Raw genomic sequence first — 15542 nt, forward strand, 5'->3', positions numbered from 1 at the left:
AGGTCTGGTAGAACCGACAGCGATACCTCGACGGACACACGGAGCAGGTTGTTCACGCTCAGCGGAGTTGAAATCGATCCTCCTGTGATCCATGTAACGACACGCTGCAGTTTTACTAGCCCCTGTGGCGGACTTCGAGGGGAGACACCCTGCCGATCAACCGGGAAGAAACCGGCCAACAGTAGTCTTCGGCTCCCTCAGAACGCCCGGAAGTACTGCGACGGCACGTCGACCGCCTCCTCTCTCCCCAGTTTCTGCGCGGCGTGGAGCGTGAAGTACGGATCCCGCAGGTGCTCCCGGCCGACGATCGCCAGGTCGCCCCGGTCGTTTCGCACGAGGGCATCGGCCTGTTCCGGCGTCGTGATGCCGCCGACGGCGCCGACCTTCAGGTCTTCCGGTGCCGCCTCGCTCTCTTCTCTAATGCGCCGGCCGTAACTGATCTGGTAGCCCGGTCCCCCGTCGGGCACCTGCTGGTCGGGGTGGATCCCGCCGCCGGAGACGTCGATGAGGTCGACGCCGGCCTCGCTCGCCCGGTCGGCGAAGCGGATCGAGTCGTCGACGGTCCACGAGTCGCGATCCGGGAGCCAGTCGGTCGCGGAGATGCGGACGAACAGTGGCCTGTCGTCGGGCCAGACCTCGCGGACGGCTTCGATCACCTCGAGGGGGAAGCGGATCCGGGACTCGAAGTCACCCCCATAGGCGTCGTCGCGGGTGTTGGTGACCGGCGAGAGGAACTCGTGGAGGAGATAGCCGTGGGCGGCGTGGACCTCGGCGATCTCGAAGCCCGCGTCGCGGGCCCGGCGGGCCGCGTCGGCGAAGGCCTCGCGCACGTCCGCGAGGTCGGCCTCGGTGGCCCGGCGGATCGGCGGCGCGTCGGCCTCGTAGGGGTAGGGCTCGTCGGTCGGCGCGAGCGTCTCCCAGCCACCCTCGTCGGGCTGGAGGGGGCCGTGGCCTTCCCACGGGCGAGACGTGGCGGCCTTCCGGCCGGCGTGGGCGAGCTGGATGGCGGGGGCGCTCCCCTGCTCGCGGACGAATTCGGTGATGTCCGAGAGGGCGTCGGCGTGCTCGTCGCTCCAGATTCCCAGGTCCTCGGGGGAGATGCGACCGCGGGGCTCGACGGCGGTGGCCTCGGTCATCACGACGCCAGCGCCACCCACGGCGCGGCTGGCGAGGTGCTGGAAGTGCCAGTCCGTCGCGAGCCCGTCGCGGTCCTCGCAGGAGTACTGGCACATCGGCGACACCATCACGCGGTTCGGAAGCGTTGTTTCCGAGAGCTGCAGCGACGTAAAGAGATCGGCACTCATCACGGACCCGACGGGTCGGCCCGGCAAAGCCCCGGCGCTCGCGGCGAGACGGGCCGGTTCCGGTGCCGCGCGGCTCCCCGCGACGCCCTCGATCCCCGGTATTGACGGTCCCGCCGGCCCTCGACACGCCCATGCCCACCTGGGACGAGCGGTTCCGCGAGGGGGAGTACCCGACCGATCCGGAACCGGATCCGCTGCTGGAACGGTACGTGGATTCGTTTCCCGAGGGCCGCGCGCTGGACGTGGCGACCGGGACCGGCCGGAACGCCGTTTTCCTGGCGAGCGAAGGGTATCGCGTCGACGCGCTGGACCAGTCCCGCGCCGGTCTGGAGATCACCCGGAGGAACGCCCGCGAACGCGGCGTCGCCGACCGCCTCGAACTCGTCCAGACCGACGTGCCGAGCCACGGGTTCCCCGACTCCCGATACGCGGTGGTGACCATCAGTTTCTACCGCGCGCTGGACCGCCTCTCGGACATCAAGGACGCGCTGGAACCCGGTGGCTACCTCTTCGTCCAGCACCACCTCCGGTCGAGCGACGAACTGGACCGGGGGCCGAGCACCGACCGCTATCGCTTCGCCGCGAACGAACTGCTGCGGGCCTGTCTCGATCTCACAGTCCTGTACTACGACGAGCGCACGGAGCGCCGCGACGGGCGGCGGGGCGCGACCGCCCGCGTGCTCGCCCGGAACACGACCGGCGGGCACCAGTCCTATCCCGAGATCGCCGACCCCTGATCTAGTCCACGTTTATTTACACCAGTCTTCGATCCCGAGAGTTTCCTTAACACCGTAATCCCCTCCCGGAATATATTTTACAGAAAAGGCCGAAAACGGAAGTATGGCGTTCCAGCTATCCGACGAACACCGCGCGATCCGGAAGGCAGTGCGCGAGTTCGGGGAGAAAGAGATGGAGCCGGTCGCGAAGGAACACGACGAGAACAAGGAGTATCCGGAGGAGATCCGGCGGAAGGCCGCCGAGGCCGACTTCGTCGCGCCGAACATCCCGGTCGAGTACGGCGGCGCGGGGATGGACTCGCTGTCCTCGAGCATCGTGACCGAGGAGCTGTGGCGGGCCGACCCGGGCATCGGGAGCGCCGTCGGCTCGGCCGGCTTCGGGACGAACATGATCGTCAAGTACGGCGACGACTGGATGAAAGAGGAGTACCTGCCGCCGATCGCGAACGGCGAGTCGGCCTCCTGTTCGATGATCTCCGAGCCGGCCCACGGGTCGAACGTCGCCGGCATCGAGACCCGCGCCGAGAAGGACGGCGACGAGTGGGTCATCAACGGCAACAAGATGTGGATCACCAACGGCACCGTCGCCGACGTCGGCGTCGCGATGACCAAGACCACGCCCGACGCGGGTCACAAGGGGATCACCGCCATCCTCGTGCCGATGGACACCGAGGGCGTCGAGACCGAGAAGATCGACAACAAGCTCGGCATCCGCGCCTCCGACCTGGCCGAGGTAATCCTCGACGACGTCAGAGTCCCCGAGGACAACGTCATCGGCGAGGTCGACAAGGGCTTTTACCAGCTGATGGACTTCTTCGCCTCCGGGCGGACGAGCGTCGCGGCCCAGGCCGTCGGCGCGGCCCAGGGCGCGCTCGACGCCGCCCTCGAGTACGCCGACGAGCGCGAGCAGTTCGGCCAGAAGATCAACGAGTTCCAGGCCATCCAGCACAAGCTCGCCGAGATGGCGACGAACGTCGAGGCCGCCCGCTCGCTTACCTACCGGGCCGCCTCCACAGTAGAAGAGGGCGACGACCAGCTGGCCGCGAAGTTCGCCAGCATGGCGAAGCTCTTCGCGTCGGAACACGCCGTCGACGTCGCCGACGAGGCCATCCAGGTCCACGGCGGCGCCGGCTACGTCACCGACCACCCCGTCGAGCGATATTACAGGGACGCCCGGATCACCAAGATCTACGAGGGCACCAGCGAGATCCAGAAGAACATCATCGCCGACCGGCTCTAAATCGGCACCCGTCGTTTTTTCGCCGAGTGCGGACCCAGTTGTCGAGGGATACGTAGCAGGAGGCCCGTGACACCGATTCGCCGAGACAGTCGATAATACATCGTACATCATACAGGATATAGGCATACATTTTTCAGGCGGGCAGCCTTAGGGTAGAGTGAGCGATGCCGATCAGCATCGACGAGTTCGACGAGTTCGACGCGGCCGACCGGAGCGTCACGAACGCCGAGCGGGCCCTCGAGTTTCTGGTTCGCAACCGCGAGCAGGCGTTCAAGGCGGCCGAAATCGCCGACCGAACCGGCGTCGCGGAGAACTCGATTCATCCGGTCTTGAATCGCCTCGAAGACCGGGGGCTGGTCCGGCACAAGGAACCGTACTGGGCGGTCGGCGACCTCGAGCGTGTGCGAGACGCGGCGATGTTCCAGTCGGCCGCGGCCTTCCTCGACGAGGAACTGGGTCCCGAGAGCCGCGAGGAGTGGCTCGACGCCGCCGAGGAACAGTGAGCGAACAACCCGACTTCGAGTCGTTGCGTCGGGGCCACGTCGTCCTCGCACCGGACCCGTTCAAGCCCGACGACGAGGCGACGCGGCCGTGGGTCATCGTGAACAACGAGCGCCACCCGTTCGACGGCGAGCAGTACGTCGTCATGGGGCTGACCACCCGGACGTGGTACGACGAGCGAATTCCACTGACCGACGGTGACTTCAGACACCGGCGCGCGCCGCGTGACAGCGCGATTGTCCCACACGCTGTCGCGTCCCTGGACCCGGCTCTCGCGACCGACTACGTCTGCCGGATCCGAGATTCACCCATCGACCGTGCGGTCGAGACGTTACAGACGTATCTCTGAACGCCCTGCCGCCCCGCCGTCGACTGCCCGCCGGCGGTCGAACCCGCCGGCCTTTAGGTCGGCGACCCCGTAACATCGGGGAATGAGTGGGTTCCCGCAGCGGTTCTCCGACCGGGTGACGAGACCTGAGGCCGCGGTCTTCGTCTCCGGCGTTGTCAGCATGGGACTCGAGATCCTGGCGGGGCGGATGGTGGCGCCCCAGTTCGGGAGCAGCATCTACACCTGGGGGTCGATCATCGGCGTGTTCCTGGCGGCGCTGTCGCTGGGGTACTACCAGGGCGGGAAGCGCGCCAGCAGACGCGCGACGGACGAGCGACTCGTCCGGATCCTGCTCGCCACGGGCGCGTTCGTCGCCGTGCTCATCCTGGCCGGTGACCTCCTGCTGGTCGGACTTTCGGGCTTCCCGCTGCCGCCCCGCTTCTCGTCGCTCCCGGCGGTGACGGTCCTCTTCGGGCCGCCGACCTACCTGCTGGGGTTCATCAGCCCGTACGGGGCGGAGCTATCGAGAAAGGAGAGCACCGGGGCGGCCTCCGGGCACGTCTACGCCGTCGGGACGATCGGTAGCATCGTCGGTGCCTTCGGCGCGACCTTCGTGTTGATCCCCGCGCTGTCGGTGTCGATGATCGGCCTGGTCTTCGGCCTCCTCCTCGTGGTCACGTCGCTCTACATCCTCTCGCCCGCGTTCCCCCGGCGGACGGTGCTGGCGACTGTCTTCGTCGCCGTCCTGCTCGTCGGCGCCGTCGCCGTCCCCTCGGCGGGTTACTCCGTCCGCGGCGAGACGGTCTACCAGACCCAGACGGCCTACCAGGAACTCGTCGTCGCCGATCTCGGTGACACCCGGACGCTCTATCTCGACGGCCAGCCCCACAGCGCGATGGACCTGGAGCAGCCCAATCGCCACGTCTTCGACTACACCCGCTACTTCCACCTCCCGCTCCTGATGACCGACTGGCGCAACGGGACCGCGGGGTCGAACGGCTCTGACGGCCCGGATGGCGGGACTGCGGACGCCCCCCACGAGTCGGGCGACGTCGACCGCGTCCTGTTCATCGGCGGCGGCGGGTTCACGGGGCCCAAGCGCTTCGCGAACGACTACGACGTGACCGTCGACGTGGTCGAGATCGACGGCGAGGTGATCCGCGTCGCCGAGGACTACTTCGGGGCCGAGGAGCGGCCGGACATGCGCGTCCACAACGCCGAGGGCCGCCAGTTCCTCCGCGAGACCGACCACACCTACGACCTGATCGTCCTCGACGCGTACAAGAAGGACAAGGTCCCCTTCCAGCTGACGACCCTGGAGTTCATGCAGTTGACCGCCGACCGACTCGACGAGGACGGCGTCCTCATGGCGAACGTCATCTCCGCGCCGACGGGGCCGGCCTCGCAGTTCTACCGCGCGCAGTACAAGACCATGAACGAGGTCTACCCGCAGGTGTACAGCTTCCCGACCCAGGGCGGCACGGTCGTCCAGAACGTCGAGGTGATCGCGACCAAATCGGAGGAACGGATCACGCAGAAACAGCTGGAGCGGCGCAACGTGCGCCGCGACGTCGGCATCGACCTCGCCGCGGAGATCGGCGACTACCGCGCCGACGTCGAGACGGACGACGTGCCGATCCTCACCGACGACAAGGCGCCGGTGGACGCGCTGCTGGAGCCAAACGCTGGCCGGCGATACGTCGTGTCCCAGACCGGGAACGCCACGACCGGGGCCGGCGCGGCGGCCGGCTAGTACCGGGTCGGACCCCGCCGGCGGAGGTCTCGGTAGAGCGCACCGGCGACGCTCGCGATCACCAGCACGCCGACGAGCGCGAGTACCACGCCGAGTTCGGGGCTGACGAAGCGATAGAGCGCGGCCGCGGCGGCGAAGTCCAGGGCCGCGAGCGGGAGGGCACGGAGGGCGGGACTAACCGAGCGGGCCATCACCCGAGGAGTCGTCGGTCCCCGACATAAACTTCCTCAAACCACAAACGGGCGTTGTAGTTACTGGGTGGTTGCGGGGTAGAGCAGTGATCGCCTCACTCGTCTGCGAAAGATTCAACAGAAACCGACACGTTAGATCGGTCAAGTCACCGATCTGGGGGGTGACGGGGGACGTCAGATGGGGATCAGCAAAGGCATCGAGGGGCTACTCGGCTGGCTCGGCGTGGGGCAGCAGCCGTACGAGAGCCGCGAGCTCACGGCGGACGACGTATCGGAGATCGAGAGTGCTGCGGCCGACTACCACGAGGACGGCGGGGTCGTGCTCCGGACGCGACCGCCGCGGGAGAGCGACGGCATCGACGCCGCCGTCTCCCTGCTCCGGGCGGTCCACGACGTCGAGGTGGAGCTGGGCATCTCGAACGAGAGCGCCCACCACGCCCACGAGATCTACAGTGACGGGGAGCGCGTGACCTTCCACTGGGCGGCGGCCAGCGAGGCGGACGCGGACCGGTTCGACCGCCAGGTGCGCGCGGCCTACGACGGGGTCACCGTCGACGAGGTCGACCGGGGGTTCCCGACCGTGGAGCCCGGGGAGTACGCGGCGGCTGCGACGGCCCGACTCGCGCGACCGTTCTGGTACCCGCTGCAGTCGCCGCTGACGGCCGCGGTCGACGGCGAGGTCCTGGCCGATCCCTACGCCGACGTGATCGCGGACGCGACCGGCACCGACGCGCGCGACGACTGCCGGGTCTTCGTCCAGACGGTCTTCGAGCCGGCGCGGGACAGCTGGTCGCGGGGCGGCCCCTGGGGCCACGACGTGAGCGTGACCGCCTACGAACTCCGCGAGACTCATCAGGAGCAGAGTCTCAGCGGAGGCGTCCGCACCGTGGAGCCGACCCCCCGCGAGCAGAAGCTGGGACGCCTGATGGAACAGCAGGCCGGCGCCGCCGGGTTCTACGTCACCATGCGCGTCTTCGCCGTGGCGAGCGACCCCGAGACCGCCGAGCGGCGCGTCCGACAGATCGCCGGCGACTACGAGGGCTACACGCACCCGGTGACCGAGCAGGCGGTCGTGCCCGCGCCGATATCGCCGCGGGCGGTGCCGAGCTTGCTCCGGGACGCCGCCGGGCGCGACCACGAGGTCTCCGCGTTCGACCGGCTGACCCGCTTCAACGAGCGGAAGTTCCTCGTGACGGCGGCGGAGCTCGCCGGGCTCTGTCACCTCCCGAACGCGGCCATCAACGCGCCGAGCGTCGACTGGGCGAACATGGACGCCGGCCCCGGCGTCCCCCCGGAGACCACCCAGATGGAGGACGTGATCGGTGCCGACGGGAGTGCCGAGGGGACCGCCGAGGCCGACCGGTTCCAGCCCCTCTCGGCCGCCGACGCGGACGGGGGCAGGGGCAGCGAAGACCCGGGAGCCGACCGGGACGAGGACGACCCGCTCGACGGCGAACTCGACGACCTCTTCGAGGTGTGATCGAGATGGCGGAGACCCCCCACGCCGACGACGACGCCACCCTCGCGAGAGTCCGCGAGACCCTCGCCGACTCCGTCGCGGAACTGGAGGAGCGGCGGCTGGCGGCGGCCGACCGCGAACCCGTCGCCGAGGCCGTACTGGACGTGCTGCTGGCGGGCGATCGCTGCACCGCCGAGGGCGTGGAGTTGCGACACGTCCCGCCGGCGGCCGGGCCGAGCGCGAGCGAACTCGCGACGACGCTCGCCGACCTCCGCGACGCCCTCGCCGACGGCGACCTCGGAGCCAATGCGTCCCAGACCGACGTCAAGCGCCTCGGCGACCGACTCGACGACCTCGACGCGGCCCTGGAGGCGGCCGAGCCGTTCCCATACGCGATCGTCGAGACGGAGATCGAACGCGAGCACGGCAAGCCGGTGCGGTCGCGGGGGGTCCGAACCGACGACGTCGACGAGGGGAACCTCGCAGGCGCCCCGGAGGGCGTGTTCGCCGGCCCGCGCGCCCGCCAGCAGATCGAGACGGTGCCTCGCGAGTCCGGCGGCGCCCCGCTGTTCGTCGGGACGGGCACCCGCGCCGGTCGGGACGCCAGCATCGAGAAGGACCACCTCTTCCGCCACCGCGCGGTCTTCGGCGTGACGGGCTACGGCAAGTCGACGCTGCTGACGAACGAGTTCAAACAGCTCGTCGAGGCCGGCGCGGGCGGCTGCTTCGTCGACCCGAAGGGCGACGACAGCGAGCGACTCGTCGAGATCCTGCCCGAGCGCCGGCTGGACGAGGTGCGCTGGCTCGAACCGGGCAGCACCCGCGGGGCCGTCAGCGGCTTCAACTTCCTCGAACTCGACCTCGATCCGGGCGATCCGGCCTTCGAGACGGCCGTGACCGCGCTCGTCGAGGACCTCGTGGCGCTGCTTTCCGTCCGCGACGCCTGGGGCCCGCGGCTCGACCGCGTCGCCCGCGAGACAGTCGCCGCGATCAATTCCTACAACCGCACCCGACCCGACGAGCCGGACCTCACGCTCGTCGATTTCGCCCGCCTCGTCTCCGATCCGTCGGCCCGCGAGGCGTTCGTCGCCCGGATGGAGGCGGCGGGCGTCGATCTCGAGCCCGGCTACGTCGACCGGTTCGCCGAGGTCCCCGAGAGCGCCCGCGAGCGCGTCGGTGAGGCACTGGTCCCCTGGCTCGAGAACCCGATCACGCGGCGGATGGTCGCGATGCGGGACTCGGGGATCAGCGTCCCCCGCGCCGTCGCCGAGGGCGAGATCCTGCTCGTGCGGATGGGCGGCGAGCCCAAGGAACTCAAACGGCGGCTCTCGATGGCGGTCCTGCGCCGGATCTGGAGCGCCGTCCGGGCCCGCTCCGAGCGGGACCGCCGGGATCGGGACCCCTTCTACCTCTTTTGCGACGAGTTCGACAACGTGGCGCTGGCCGACGAGACCATCACGGCGATGCTCTCCGAGAGCCGGAGTTACCGCCTCTCGCTGACCTTCTGCACCCAGTACCCCGGCCAGCTCCCCGAGTCGGTCGTCGAGGGGATGGTCTCGAACTGCGACACGGTCGTCTCGTTCAATCCCGGCTCGCGCCGCCAGGCCGAGACCTACAACAGTCAGCTGGGCGTCGACGCCGAGACGCTGACCGGCGAGTCCAACTACCACGTCTGGCTCCGGACGACCCTCTCGGAGTCGATGGAGCGGTCGGCGGCCTTCCGGGTGTACACCCACCCGCCGTTCCCGCCGCTGCGGACACGCGACGAGCGCGACCGCCTGATCGAGCGGGCGCTCCGGCGGGACGGGCGGCCGAAGGAGGAGGGCGGAACCGGGCCGACCTCACCGCTCGATAGCGGTGACGGCGAACGGTCCGTCTAGTCCTGTTGATCGGACTGCGCCGCGTACGTCGGCCGCTCGGCGTACTCGATGGGGTCCCGGACGCCGAGGTTCTGGAACGCCTCGAGCCGGAAGGCACAGGCGTCGCAGGTGCCGCAGGCCGGCGCCTCCTCGCGGTAACAGCTCCAGGTCAGCTCGTAGGGGACGCCCAGGTCCAGCCCCCGCTCGGCGATGTCGGTCTTGGACCACTCGACGAACGGCGCGACCAGGTCGATCTCGGTCTCGGGTTTCGTCCCGACGTCGATCACGGTCTGGAAGGCCTCGAAGAAGGCGGGCCGGCAGTCGGGGTAGCCCGAGAAGTCCTCGCTGTGGGCGCCGACGAACACCGCGGAACAGTCGCGGGCCTCGGCGCAGGAGACGGCCATCGAGAGCAGGTTGGCGTTGCGGAAGGGGACGTAGGAGGTCGGAATCCCCCCGCCGTCGGGGTCGGCGTCGGCCACGTCGATCTCGTCGTCGGTCAGGCTGGAGCCCCCGATCGCCGCCAGGTGCTCCGTCTCGACGCGGAGGAAGTCGGCGGCGTCGACCTCGGCAGCCAGGGCCTCGGCGCACTCGCGTTCCTTCGCCTCGGTCTCCTGGCCGTAGGAGGTGTGCAGCAGGTACGGGTCGTAGCCGCGCTCGATGGCCTCGTAGACGGCCGTCGCGCTGTCCATGCCGCCGGAGACCAGGATCACGGCGCGGCGGTCGGCTGCGGGCCCCTCGCGGTCAGTCGTCGATGCGTCGGCGTCGGTGGTGGCGTCTCGGGTCATGGTGGGTGTGTCCTGTGCGGTCGGGTCAGGTACCGGGCGCGTCGTTCCAGAGGTCGACGTGGAGCCGGGGCGTGTAGCGATAGCCCCGGTCCAGCGCCAGTTCTGCGACCGTCCCGCGGTTCTCGTCCAGTGTCTCCCGGGTCGTGCCCTCGGGCATCAACAGCACGTCGGTGTCGGCGACGGTGGCGCTCGCGGCGTCGCGGACGCGGTCGACCAGGCGGTCGATCTCGTCCAGGTCGTCGGGCCCGGTGACGACGAACTTCAACTGGGTGTCGTAGTCCTCGACCAGTCGGGCCAGCGCGGCCAGGTCGAGCCGGTCGGCCTCGTGGCGCTCGGCGGCCGCGGCGTCGACCGGTTCGCCGTCGGGGCGGGGCGTCCCCTCCGCGACCAGGTCGGCCACGGGGGTACTGCTCGCCAGTTTCGGGCTGACGCTGGCGAGGTCGATGGCGGCGTCCCGGTAGACCGTCCCGTTGGTCTCGACGGTGGTGTGATACCCCGCCGCGTCGAGCCGGTCGAGCAGGGCCACCGACTCCTCGTGGAGCAGTGGCTCGCCGCCCGTCAGGACGACGTGGTCGGCCGCGAACCGCTCGACTTCGGCGACGATTTCGTCCAGGTCGAGCCAGGCGTGGGACGGCTCCCAGGAGGTGTGATAGGAGTCACAGAACCAGCACCGGAGGTTACAGCCGCTGGTGCGGACGAACACCGACGGGACGCCCGCGAGACGGCCCTCGCCCTGCAGGGAGTGGAACAGTTCGTTGATCGGGAGTGCCGACTCGGTGTCGCCGTCGCCCTCGCCGGCCAGGTCCGCGGGGTCGGCGTCGACCGGCATCAGTAACTCGCACAGAGTTCGCCGGTCTCGGCCACCTCGACGGCCACGTCCGACACCGTGTCGGGGAGGCGTTCGTCGAGTCGATGTTCGAGGACGACGCTCATCACCTCGGCCGTCGGCGGGTGGTCGAGGACGACCACGGCGTCGCCGTCGCCGCTCGCCTCGAAGGCCTCGACCAGCGGATCGCCACGCTCGAGGAGGAACCTGTGATCCCACTCGGAGAGTACCTCTGTAATATCTCCCTTATCAACTACCCAGCCCTCGTCGGTGAGTTCGCCCGTGACGGCGACGCTGACCTCGTAGTTGTGGCCGTGGGGCCGCGCGCACTTCCCGTCGTGATGGCGGATTCGATGGCCCGCACTGATGCGGATCGGGCGGTCACGGCCGACGTGGAGCGTCCGCTCGCCCGCGTCGGTGAGGGCGTCGGTGGCGCGTCGCTCCCTGGCGGCGCTGTCAGTCATATCCCAGGATTATCTCAGGAATACAAAAAGCTATCTGCCGCGATCAGTCCGCGCCCTGGGGCGGCGTCCAGCCACACTGCTCGCAGGTCTCGATCCCGTTGCGGCGTTCGAGGTCGGTCCGGCACGTCGGGCAGACGAGCGCGGAGGTGGGCTCAGGCATCGTCCTCGGTGGTGATGTCCGCGGAGAGGCCCTGCGCCATCTGGATGTCTTTGGAGTTGTTCAGCGTCCACGCGGTGCGGTCGGTGACGGCCTCGATGATCTCGCGGGCAGAGGGGTAGCCGTTGCCGGACTTCTTGACGCCGCCGAAGGGCAACTGGACCTCGGCACCGATACAGGGGAGGTTGCCGTACGCCAGGCCGAGTTCGGCGTGGTCGCGGTAGTAGTTGATCTGACGGTAATCCTCCGAGACGATGGCGCCCGCCAGTCCGTAGGCGGTGTCGTTCTGGATCTCGACCGCCCGCTCGATGTCGCCCTCGTACTCCAGCAGGGCGACGTGGGGGCCGAACACCTCCTCGCTGGTACAACGGAGGTCCTCGTCGGGGTCGGCCTCGTAGACGAACGGGCCCGCCCAGTGGCCCTCGGCGTGGCCTTCGGGGATCTCCTCGGCGTCGAGTTCCGTCCGGTCGACGAGGACGTTGACGCCCTCCTCGCGGGCGATATCGGCGTACTCGGTGACTTTCTCCCGGTGACCGGCCTCGATGAGCGGACCCATGAACGTCGTTTCGTCGAGCGGGTCGCCGACGGCGACCGAACTCGCGGCCGCGACGAACCGGTCTCTGAACTCCTCGTACACGTCGGTGTGGACGATCAGGCGCTCGCTGGAGACGCAGCGCTGGCCGGTCGTCTTGAACGAGGACATCACCGCCGCGTGGACGGCGATGTCGAGGTCGGCCTCGTCGGTGACGACGATGGCGTTTTTCCCGCCCATCTCACAGGCGACGCGCTTGCCGGACTCGCCGGCGAGGTCGGTGGCGATGCTGTGCCCGACCTCCGCGGAGCCGGTGAAAAGCACCGTGGCCACGTCGTCGGACTCGACGATGGCGTTGCCGGCGTCGCCGAAGCCCTGCACCATGTTGAACACGCCCGGCGGGATGCCGGCGTCGTCGAACATCTCCGCGATGATCTGGGCGCACCACGGCGTCTGCTCGGCGGGCTTGAACACGACGGTGTTGCCCTCCACCAGCGCGACGGCCATGTGCCAGTAGGGGATCGCGATGGGGAAGTTCCACGGCGTGATACACCCCGTGACGCCGCGGGGTTTCCGGCGCATGTAGGCGTCCTTGGCGGCGATCTCGGAGGGAACGACGTCGCCTTTCGGGTGGCGAGCGTCGCCGGCGGCCCACTCGACCATGTGTGCGGCCTCGACGACGTCGGCTCGCCCCTCGCTGATCTCTTTCCCGCACTCCCTGGTGACGATCTCCCCGAGTTCGCCCGTGCGATCACGGAGTTCGTGGTAGACGTCCCACAGGAACTCCGCGCGGTCGATGCGGGAGAGTACCCGCCACTCCTCGTACGCGGCGTCGGCGGCGTCGACTGCGCTGTCGACGTCCGCCGGCGTGCCGCGTCGGAACTCGCCGAGCCGCTCGCCGGTCGCGGGATTCTCGCTGGTAAAGGTGTCAGTTCCCTTTCCTGTTACCCACTCGCCGTCGATGTAGTGCTGGTACGTCTCTGTCATTGCACTCACTTCCACACTACCGCATGAGGTTCCCCGTCCGACCATGGTCGGTTCGCGGGAAACCCGCCGCAGTCTGTCGGTCTCGCCCGCTATTTCCCCACCCGACCATGGTCGGGCGGGGGTTTGTGACGTCGACACATACATACACGCATAGGCTAGTACAGACTCATGGCTGCTATCGACCAGAGATCAACCACACGGCTGACACTCGACCTGTGGCACCCGAACTGCTGGGCGATCGAGGCCACGGAGCGAACGGCGGGGGGCGTCCTGGCACACGCGATCTACAACTCGCCACGGACGGGTGGCGACGCGCCGACCTCGGTACAGGGACTGTTCACGGCGTACGGCGACGACGAGGGCGAGGTCGAAGCCCTCCTCGAGACGATCCGCGACTCCGATCACGCGGGCGAACTCTCGGAGTTACAGGAGCGGTTCGGCCGCGAGCGCAACGCGCCGGGGAACGTCGTCCGGGAGTTTTTCGTCGAGTACGACCCCGACGACATGATGTGCCCGACGCTGCTCGAGTACGGGTTCGTCCACAGCGCACCGGTTCGGATCGAAGACGGATCCGAGACGTGGCAGGTCTGTTTCGTCGACGACCGGTCGGAGATCGACGGGTCACTGGAGAAGGTGCGTGAAGCGTCGGGTGCCGAGGTCAGCGTCGACTCGATCACCACCGGATCCCGGGACGGACCGACCCCGCGTGACCAGCGACTCGACACGCTCACACCCGCACAGCGGCAGGCTTTCGAACACGCCCGTGATGCCGGCTACTACCAGTGGCCCCGGGAGGCGTCGACCCGTGAGCTAGCCGACGACCTGGGCGTCTCGAAGACGACCCTCCTCGAACACCTCCGGAAGGCCGAGGCCAAACTCCTGAACCCCTGACAGGCTCACCGACCGACGATGGCGCGCAGCGCGAACAGAGCGTTCTGCTTGCGTTCACGGATACGCCGGTAGAAATAAGAGAACCACTTGCTCCCGTAGGGGATGTACTGGTAGACCTCGTACTCCTCGGCGAGGTCGAACTGGGCGCGCTCGCGGACGCCCGTGAGCATCTGTATCTCGAACGGCGTCCCGTGGTCGGCATGGAGGTCCTGGGCCAGCTCGATCATCGCCGGGTCGTGACTGCCCACGGCGATGCCGTCCTCGAAGTGCTCGAACATGTAGGTCAGATACTCGCGGTAGGCCTCGTCGACGCGGGCTTTCTCCCTGTAGGCGATCTCGGCGGGTTCGTCGTAGGCCCCTTTCACCAGCCGGACCTTCCCCGGGAGGTCGGCGAGTCGTTCGAGGTCCTCGCCCGTTCGTTTGAGGTTCGCCTGGACGCAGACGCCGACGTTCCCGTCCGTCTCGCGGGCGTGGCGCTCGAAGGCGTCGAGTGTCACGTCGGTCGTCGTGTGGTCTTCCATGTCGATCCAGACGAAACAGTCGGCGGCCGCGACGATCCGCGCCAGGTTCTCCTCGAAGGCCGCGTCGCCGACCCCCAGCCCGATCTGGCTCGGTTTGACCGAGAGACAGGCGTCGGTCTCGCGCTCGGCCAGTGCGTTCGCGAGGTCGACGTACGCGTCGGCGTCGGCGTCCGCGTTCTCGCGTTCCTCGTAGTGTTCGCCGAGCAGGTTCAGGATGCCGTGGACGCCACGGGCGTTCAGGTCGTCGACGTGATCAATCGCCGCCGCGGCCGTCTCGCCCGCCACGAAATTACTGGCGATCGGGGGAATCATACGTCCCCGGAGGCGCCAGACGCACCTATATCGAGACCCGACCAAATAGTTCTGTCTCCGCGTGTCAGAAAGGAAGAAACACAGCGAGGGCGGCGTCTCGGAGATGAACGGGTCGGGGGCCGACGCCTGGCTGTTCGTCACCTACCAGGCCGAGTACGCCACGATGGTCAACGAGATGTTCTCGAGCGGCTACGAGTCGCAGTTCTACGGGCCGACCGCGTGTGCGGCCTACGCCTTCGACTGCGTGATCAACGCGGCGCTGTCCATCCAGGCGGCCGAGGAGTTCACCGGCGCGGCGCTGGGCGACGTCGTCCGCGACGTGACCCGACACGAGGGCCAGCAGGTGACCACCTTCGAGGCGGCCAACGAGATCCTCGCCGACGGCGGCGGTCCGTCGGACGTGGACTACCAGGGCGTCAGCGGCCCGATCGACTTCGACGAGAACGGCGATCCGGTCGGGTTCCTGCCGATTCTGGAGGGACAGGATCACAGCTACGAGGGCATCGGCTTCATCGAGTCCTGAGCCCAGCGATGGTACTCGACCTCGTCGCGAGCGGACTCGTCTTCAGCAGTAACATCGTCCTCGGCAGCATCGGGCTCGTCGCGTCGGACCGCTGATACCCGCGGTCCCCGTCCGCGACCGCCTCGCTCCGATATCGGTATCAATCGTGGTAACGGCGGCGAACGCTGATGTA

The 15542-nt window shown here is 68.6% G+C and carries 15 protein-coding genes and 1 pseudogene; 9 read left to right on the forward strand and 7 right to left on the reverse strand.

Annotation, left to right across the window (positions count from 1 at the left end):
* Positions 1-197: 197 nt before the first annotated feature.
* Positions 198-1304 (reverse strand): NADH:flavin oxidoreductase/NADH oxidase, encoded by a 1107-nt coding sequence (locus U5918_RS10030; RefSeq protein ID WP_336001213.1) that lies wholly within the window; start codon positions 1302-1304, stop codon positions 198-200.
* Between the two features lie 131 nt (positions 1305-1435).
* Between U5918_RS10030 and U5918_RS10035 the strand changes: the two genes are divergently transcribed.
* The 5 genes from U5918_RS10035 (at position 1436) to U5918_RS10055 (ending at position 5863) form a co-directional block, all read left to right on the forward strand.
* Entirely contained in the window at positions 1436-2041 is a 606-nt protein-coding gene (locus U5918_RS10035) for a class I SAM-dependent methyltransferase (RefSeq protein ID WP_336001214.1), read from the forward strand.
* Between the two features lie 103 nt (positions 2042-2144).
* Positions 2145-3281 carry an acyl-CoA dehydrogenase family protein gene (locus U5918_RS10040; RefSeq protein ID WP_336001215.1) on the forward strand — a complete coding sequence of 379 codons (1137 nt, stop codon included), beginning with the start codon at positions 2145-2147 and terminating at the stop codon, positions 3279-3281.
* Positions 3282-3445: 164 nt separating this feature from the next.
* Positions 3446-3784 carry a helix-turn-helix domain-containing protein gene (locus tag U5918_RS10045; protein ID WP_336001216.1) on the forward strand — a complete coding sequence of 113 codons (339 nt, stop codon included), beginning with the start codon at positions 3446-3448 and terminating at the stop codon, positions 3782-3784.
* Positions 3781-4131 carry a type II toxin-antitoxin system PemK/MazF family toxin gene (locus tag U5918_RS10050; RefSeq protein WP_336001217.1) on the forward strand — a complete coding sequence of 117 codons (351 nt, stop codon included), beginning with the start codon at positions 3781-3783 and terminating at the stop codon, positions 4129-4131. The genes U5918_RS10045 and U5918_RS10050 overlap by 4 nt, the downstream gene beginning before the upstream one ends.
* Positions 4132-4213: 82 nt before the next feature.
* Entirely contained in the window at positions 4214-5863 is a 1650-nt protein-coding gene (locus tag U5918_RS10055) for a spermidine synthase (protein WP_336001218.1), read from the forward strand.
* Here U5918_RS10055 and U5918_RS10060 read toward each other — a convergent pair.
* Positions 5860-6054, reverse strand: a complete 195-nt coding sequence (locus U5918_RS10060) for a hypothetical protein (RefSeq protein ID WP_336001219.1) — start codon at positions 6052-6054, stop codon at positions 5860-5862. The two genes, U5918_RS10055 and U5918_RS10060, sit on opposite strands and share 4 nt — an antisense overlap.
* A 178-nt stretch (positions 6055-6232) precedes the next feature.
* Between U5918_RS10060 and U5918_RS10065 the strand changes: the two genes are divergently transcribed.
* Positions 6233-7534, forward strand: coding sequence for a DUF8128 domain-containing protein (locus U5918_RS10065; RefSeq protein ID WP_336001220.1), 1302 nt, complete (start codon positions 6233-6235; stop codon positions 7532-7534).
* Positions 7535-7539: 5 nt separating this feature from the next.
* A complete protein-coding gene (locus U5918_RS10070; protein ID WP_336001221.1) occupies positions 7540-9393 on the forward strand; it encodes a type IV secretory system conjugative DNA transfer family protein in 1854 nt (617 codons plus the stop codon).
* Here the strand turns inward: U5918_RS10070 and queC are convergent.
* The 4 genes from queC to U5918_RS10090 form a co-directional block, all read right to left on the reverse strand.
* Entirely contained in the window at positions 9390-10157 is a 768-nt protein-coding gene (queC, locus tag U5918_RS10075) for a 7-cyano-7-deazaguanine synthase QueC (RefSeq protein WP_336001222.1), read from the reverse strand. The genes U5918_RS10070 and queC overlap by 4 nt on opposite strands.
* Positions 10158-10182: 25 nt before the next feature.
* Positions 10183-10986, reverse strand: coding sequence for a 7-carboxy-7-deazaguanine synthase QueE (locus U5918_RS10080; protein WP_336001223.1), 804 nt, complete (start codon positions 10984-10986; stop codon positions 10183-10185).
* The gene (locus U5918_RS10085; RefSeq protein ID WP_336001224.1) at positions 10986-11447 is read right to left on the reverse strand and encodes a 6-pyruvoyl trahydropterin synthase family protein; all 462 of its coding nucleotides are present in this window, start codon (positions 11445-11447) and stop codon (positions 10986-10988) included. Before U5918_RS10085 ends, U5918_RS10080 begins: the two co-directional genes overlap by 1 nt.
* Positions 11448-11599: 152 nt before the next feature.
* Complete coding sequence (locus U5918_RS10090) at positions 11600-13123, reverse strand: aldehyde dehydrogenase family protein (RefSeq protein WP_336001225.1); 1524 nt, start codon at positions 13121-13123, stop codon at positions 11600-11602.
* Positions 13124-13291: 168 nt separating this feature from the next.
* On the opposite strand from U5918_RS10090, the gene U5918_RS10095 reads away from it, so the two are divergent.
* Complete coding sequence (locus tag U5918_RS10095; protein WP_336001226.1) at positions 13292-14014, forward strand: helix-turn-helix domain-containing protein; 723 nt, start codon at positions 13292-13294, stop codon at positions 14012-14014.
* A 5-nt stretch (positions 14015-14019) separates the two neighbouring features.
* Here U5918_RS10095 and U5918_RS10100 read toward each other — a convergent pair whose 3' ends face one another.
* Positions 14020-14847, reverse strand: coding sequence for a proline dehydrogenase family protein (locus U5918_RS10100; protein WP_336001227.1), 828 nt, complete (start codon positions 14845-14847; stop codon positions 14020-14022).
* Between the two features lie 88 nt (positions 14848-14935).
* Here U5918_RS10100 and U5918_RS10105 point away from each other — a divergent pair.
* Positions 14936-15370, forward strand: a pseudogene (locus U5918_RS10105) (type 1 periplasmic-binding domain-containing protein); the annotation flags it as partial.
* Between the last annotated feature and the right edge of the window lie 172 nt (positions 15371-15542).

The organism is Halorientalis sp. LT38 (assembly GCF_037031225.1).
GTDB classification, from domain to species: Archaea; Halobacteriota; Halobacteria; order Halobacteriales; family Haloarculaceae; genus Halorientalis; species Halorientalis halophila.

What these genes read in the sequence shown, in the direction of transcription:
- U5918_RS10060 (WP_336001219.1), bottom strand. Translation starts at nt 6,054, where the DNA reads ATGGCCCGCTCGGTTAGTCCCGCCCTCCGTGCCCTCCCGCTCGCGGCC.
- queC (WP_336001222.1), bottom strand. Translation starts at nt 10,157, where the DNA reads ATGACCCGAGACGCCACCACCGACGCCGACGCATCGACGACTGACCGC.
- U5918_RS10080 (WP_336001223.1), bottom strand. Translation starts at nt 10,986, where the DNA reads ATGCCGGTCGACGCCGACCCCGCGGACCTGGCCGGCGAGGGCGACGGC.
- U5918_RS10065 (WP_336001220.1), top strand. Translation starts at nt 6,233, where the DNA reads ATGGGGATCAGCAAAGGCATCGAGGGGCTACTCGGCTGGCTCGGCGTG.
- U5918_RS10090 (WP_336001225.1), bottom strand. Translation starts at nt 13,123, where the DNA reads ATGACAGAGACGTACCAGCACTACATCGACGGCGAGTGGGTAACAGGA.
- U5918_RS10095 (WP_336001226.1), top strand. Translation starts at nt 13,292, where the DNA reads ATGGCTGCTATCGACCAGAGATCAACCACACGGCTGACACTCGACCTG.
- U5918_RS10070 (WP_336001221.1), top strand. Translation starts at nt 7,540, where the DNA reads ATGGCGGAGACCCCCCACGCCGACGACGACGCCACCCTCGCGAGAGTC.
- U5918_RS10030 (WP_336001213.1), bottom strand. Translation starts at nt 1,304, where the DNA reads ATGAGTGCCGATCTCTTTACGTCGCTGCAGCTCTCGGAAACAACGCTT.
- U5918_RS10045 (WP_336001216.1), top strand. Translation starts at nt 3,446, where the DNA reads ATGCCGATCAGCATCGACGAGTTCGACGAGTTCGACGCGGCCGACCGG.
- U5918_RS10085 (WP_336001224.1), bottom strand. Translation starts at nt 11,447, where the DNA reads ATGACTGACAGCGCCGCCAGGGAGCGACGCGCCACCGACGCCCTCACC.
- U5918_RS10100 (WP_336001227.1), bottom strand. Translation starts at nt 14,847, where the DNA reads ATGATTCCCCCGATCGCCAGTAATTTCGTGGCGGGCGAGACGGCCGCG.
- U5918_RS10040 (WP_336001215.1), top strand. Translation starts at nt 2,145, where the DNA reads ATGGCGTTCCAGCTATCCGACGAACACCGCGCGATCCGGAAGGCAGTG.
- U5918_RS10055 (WP_336001218.1), top strand. Translation starts at nt 4,214, where the DNA reads ATGAGTGGGTTCCCGCAGCGGTTCTCCGACCGGGTGACGAGACCTGAG.
- U5918_RS10035 (WP_336001214.1), top strand. Translation starts at nt 1,436, where the DNA reads ATGCCCACCTGGGACGAGCGGTTCCGCGAGGGGGAGTACCCGACCGAT.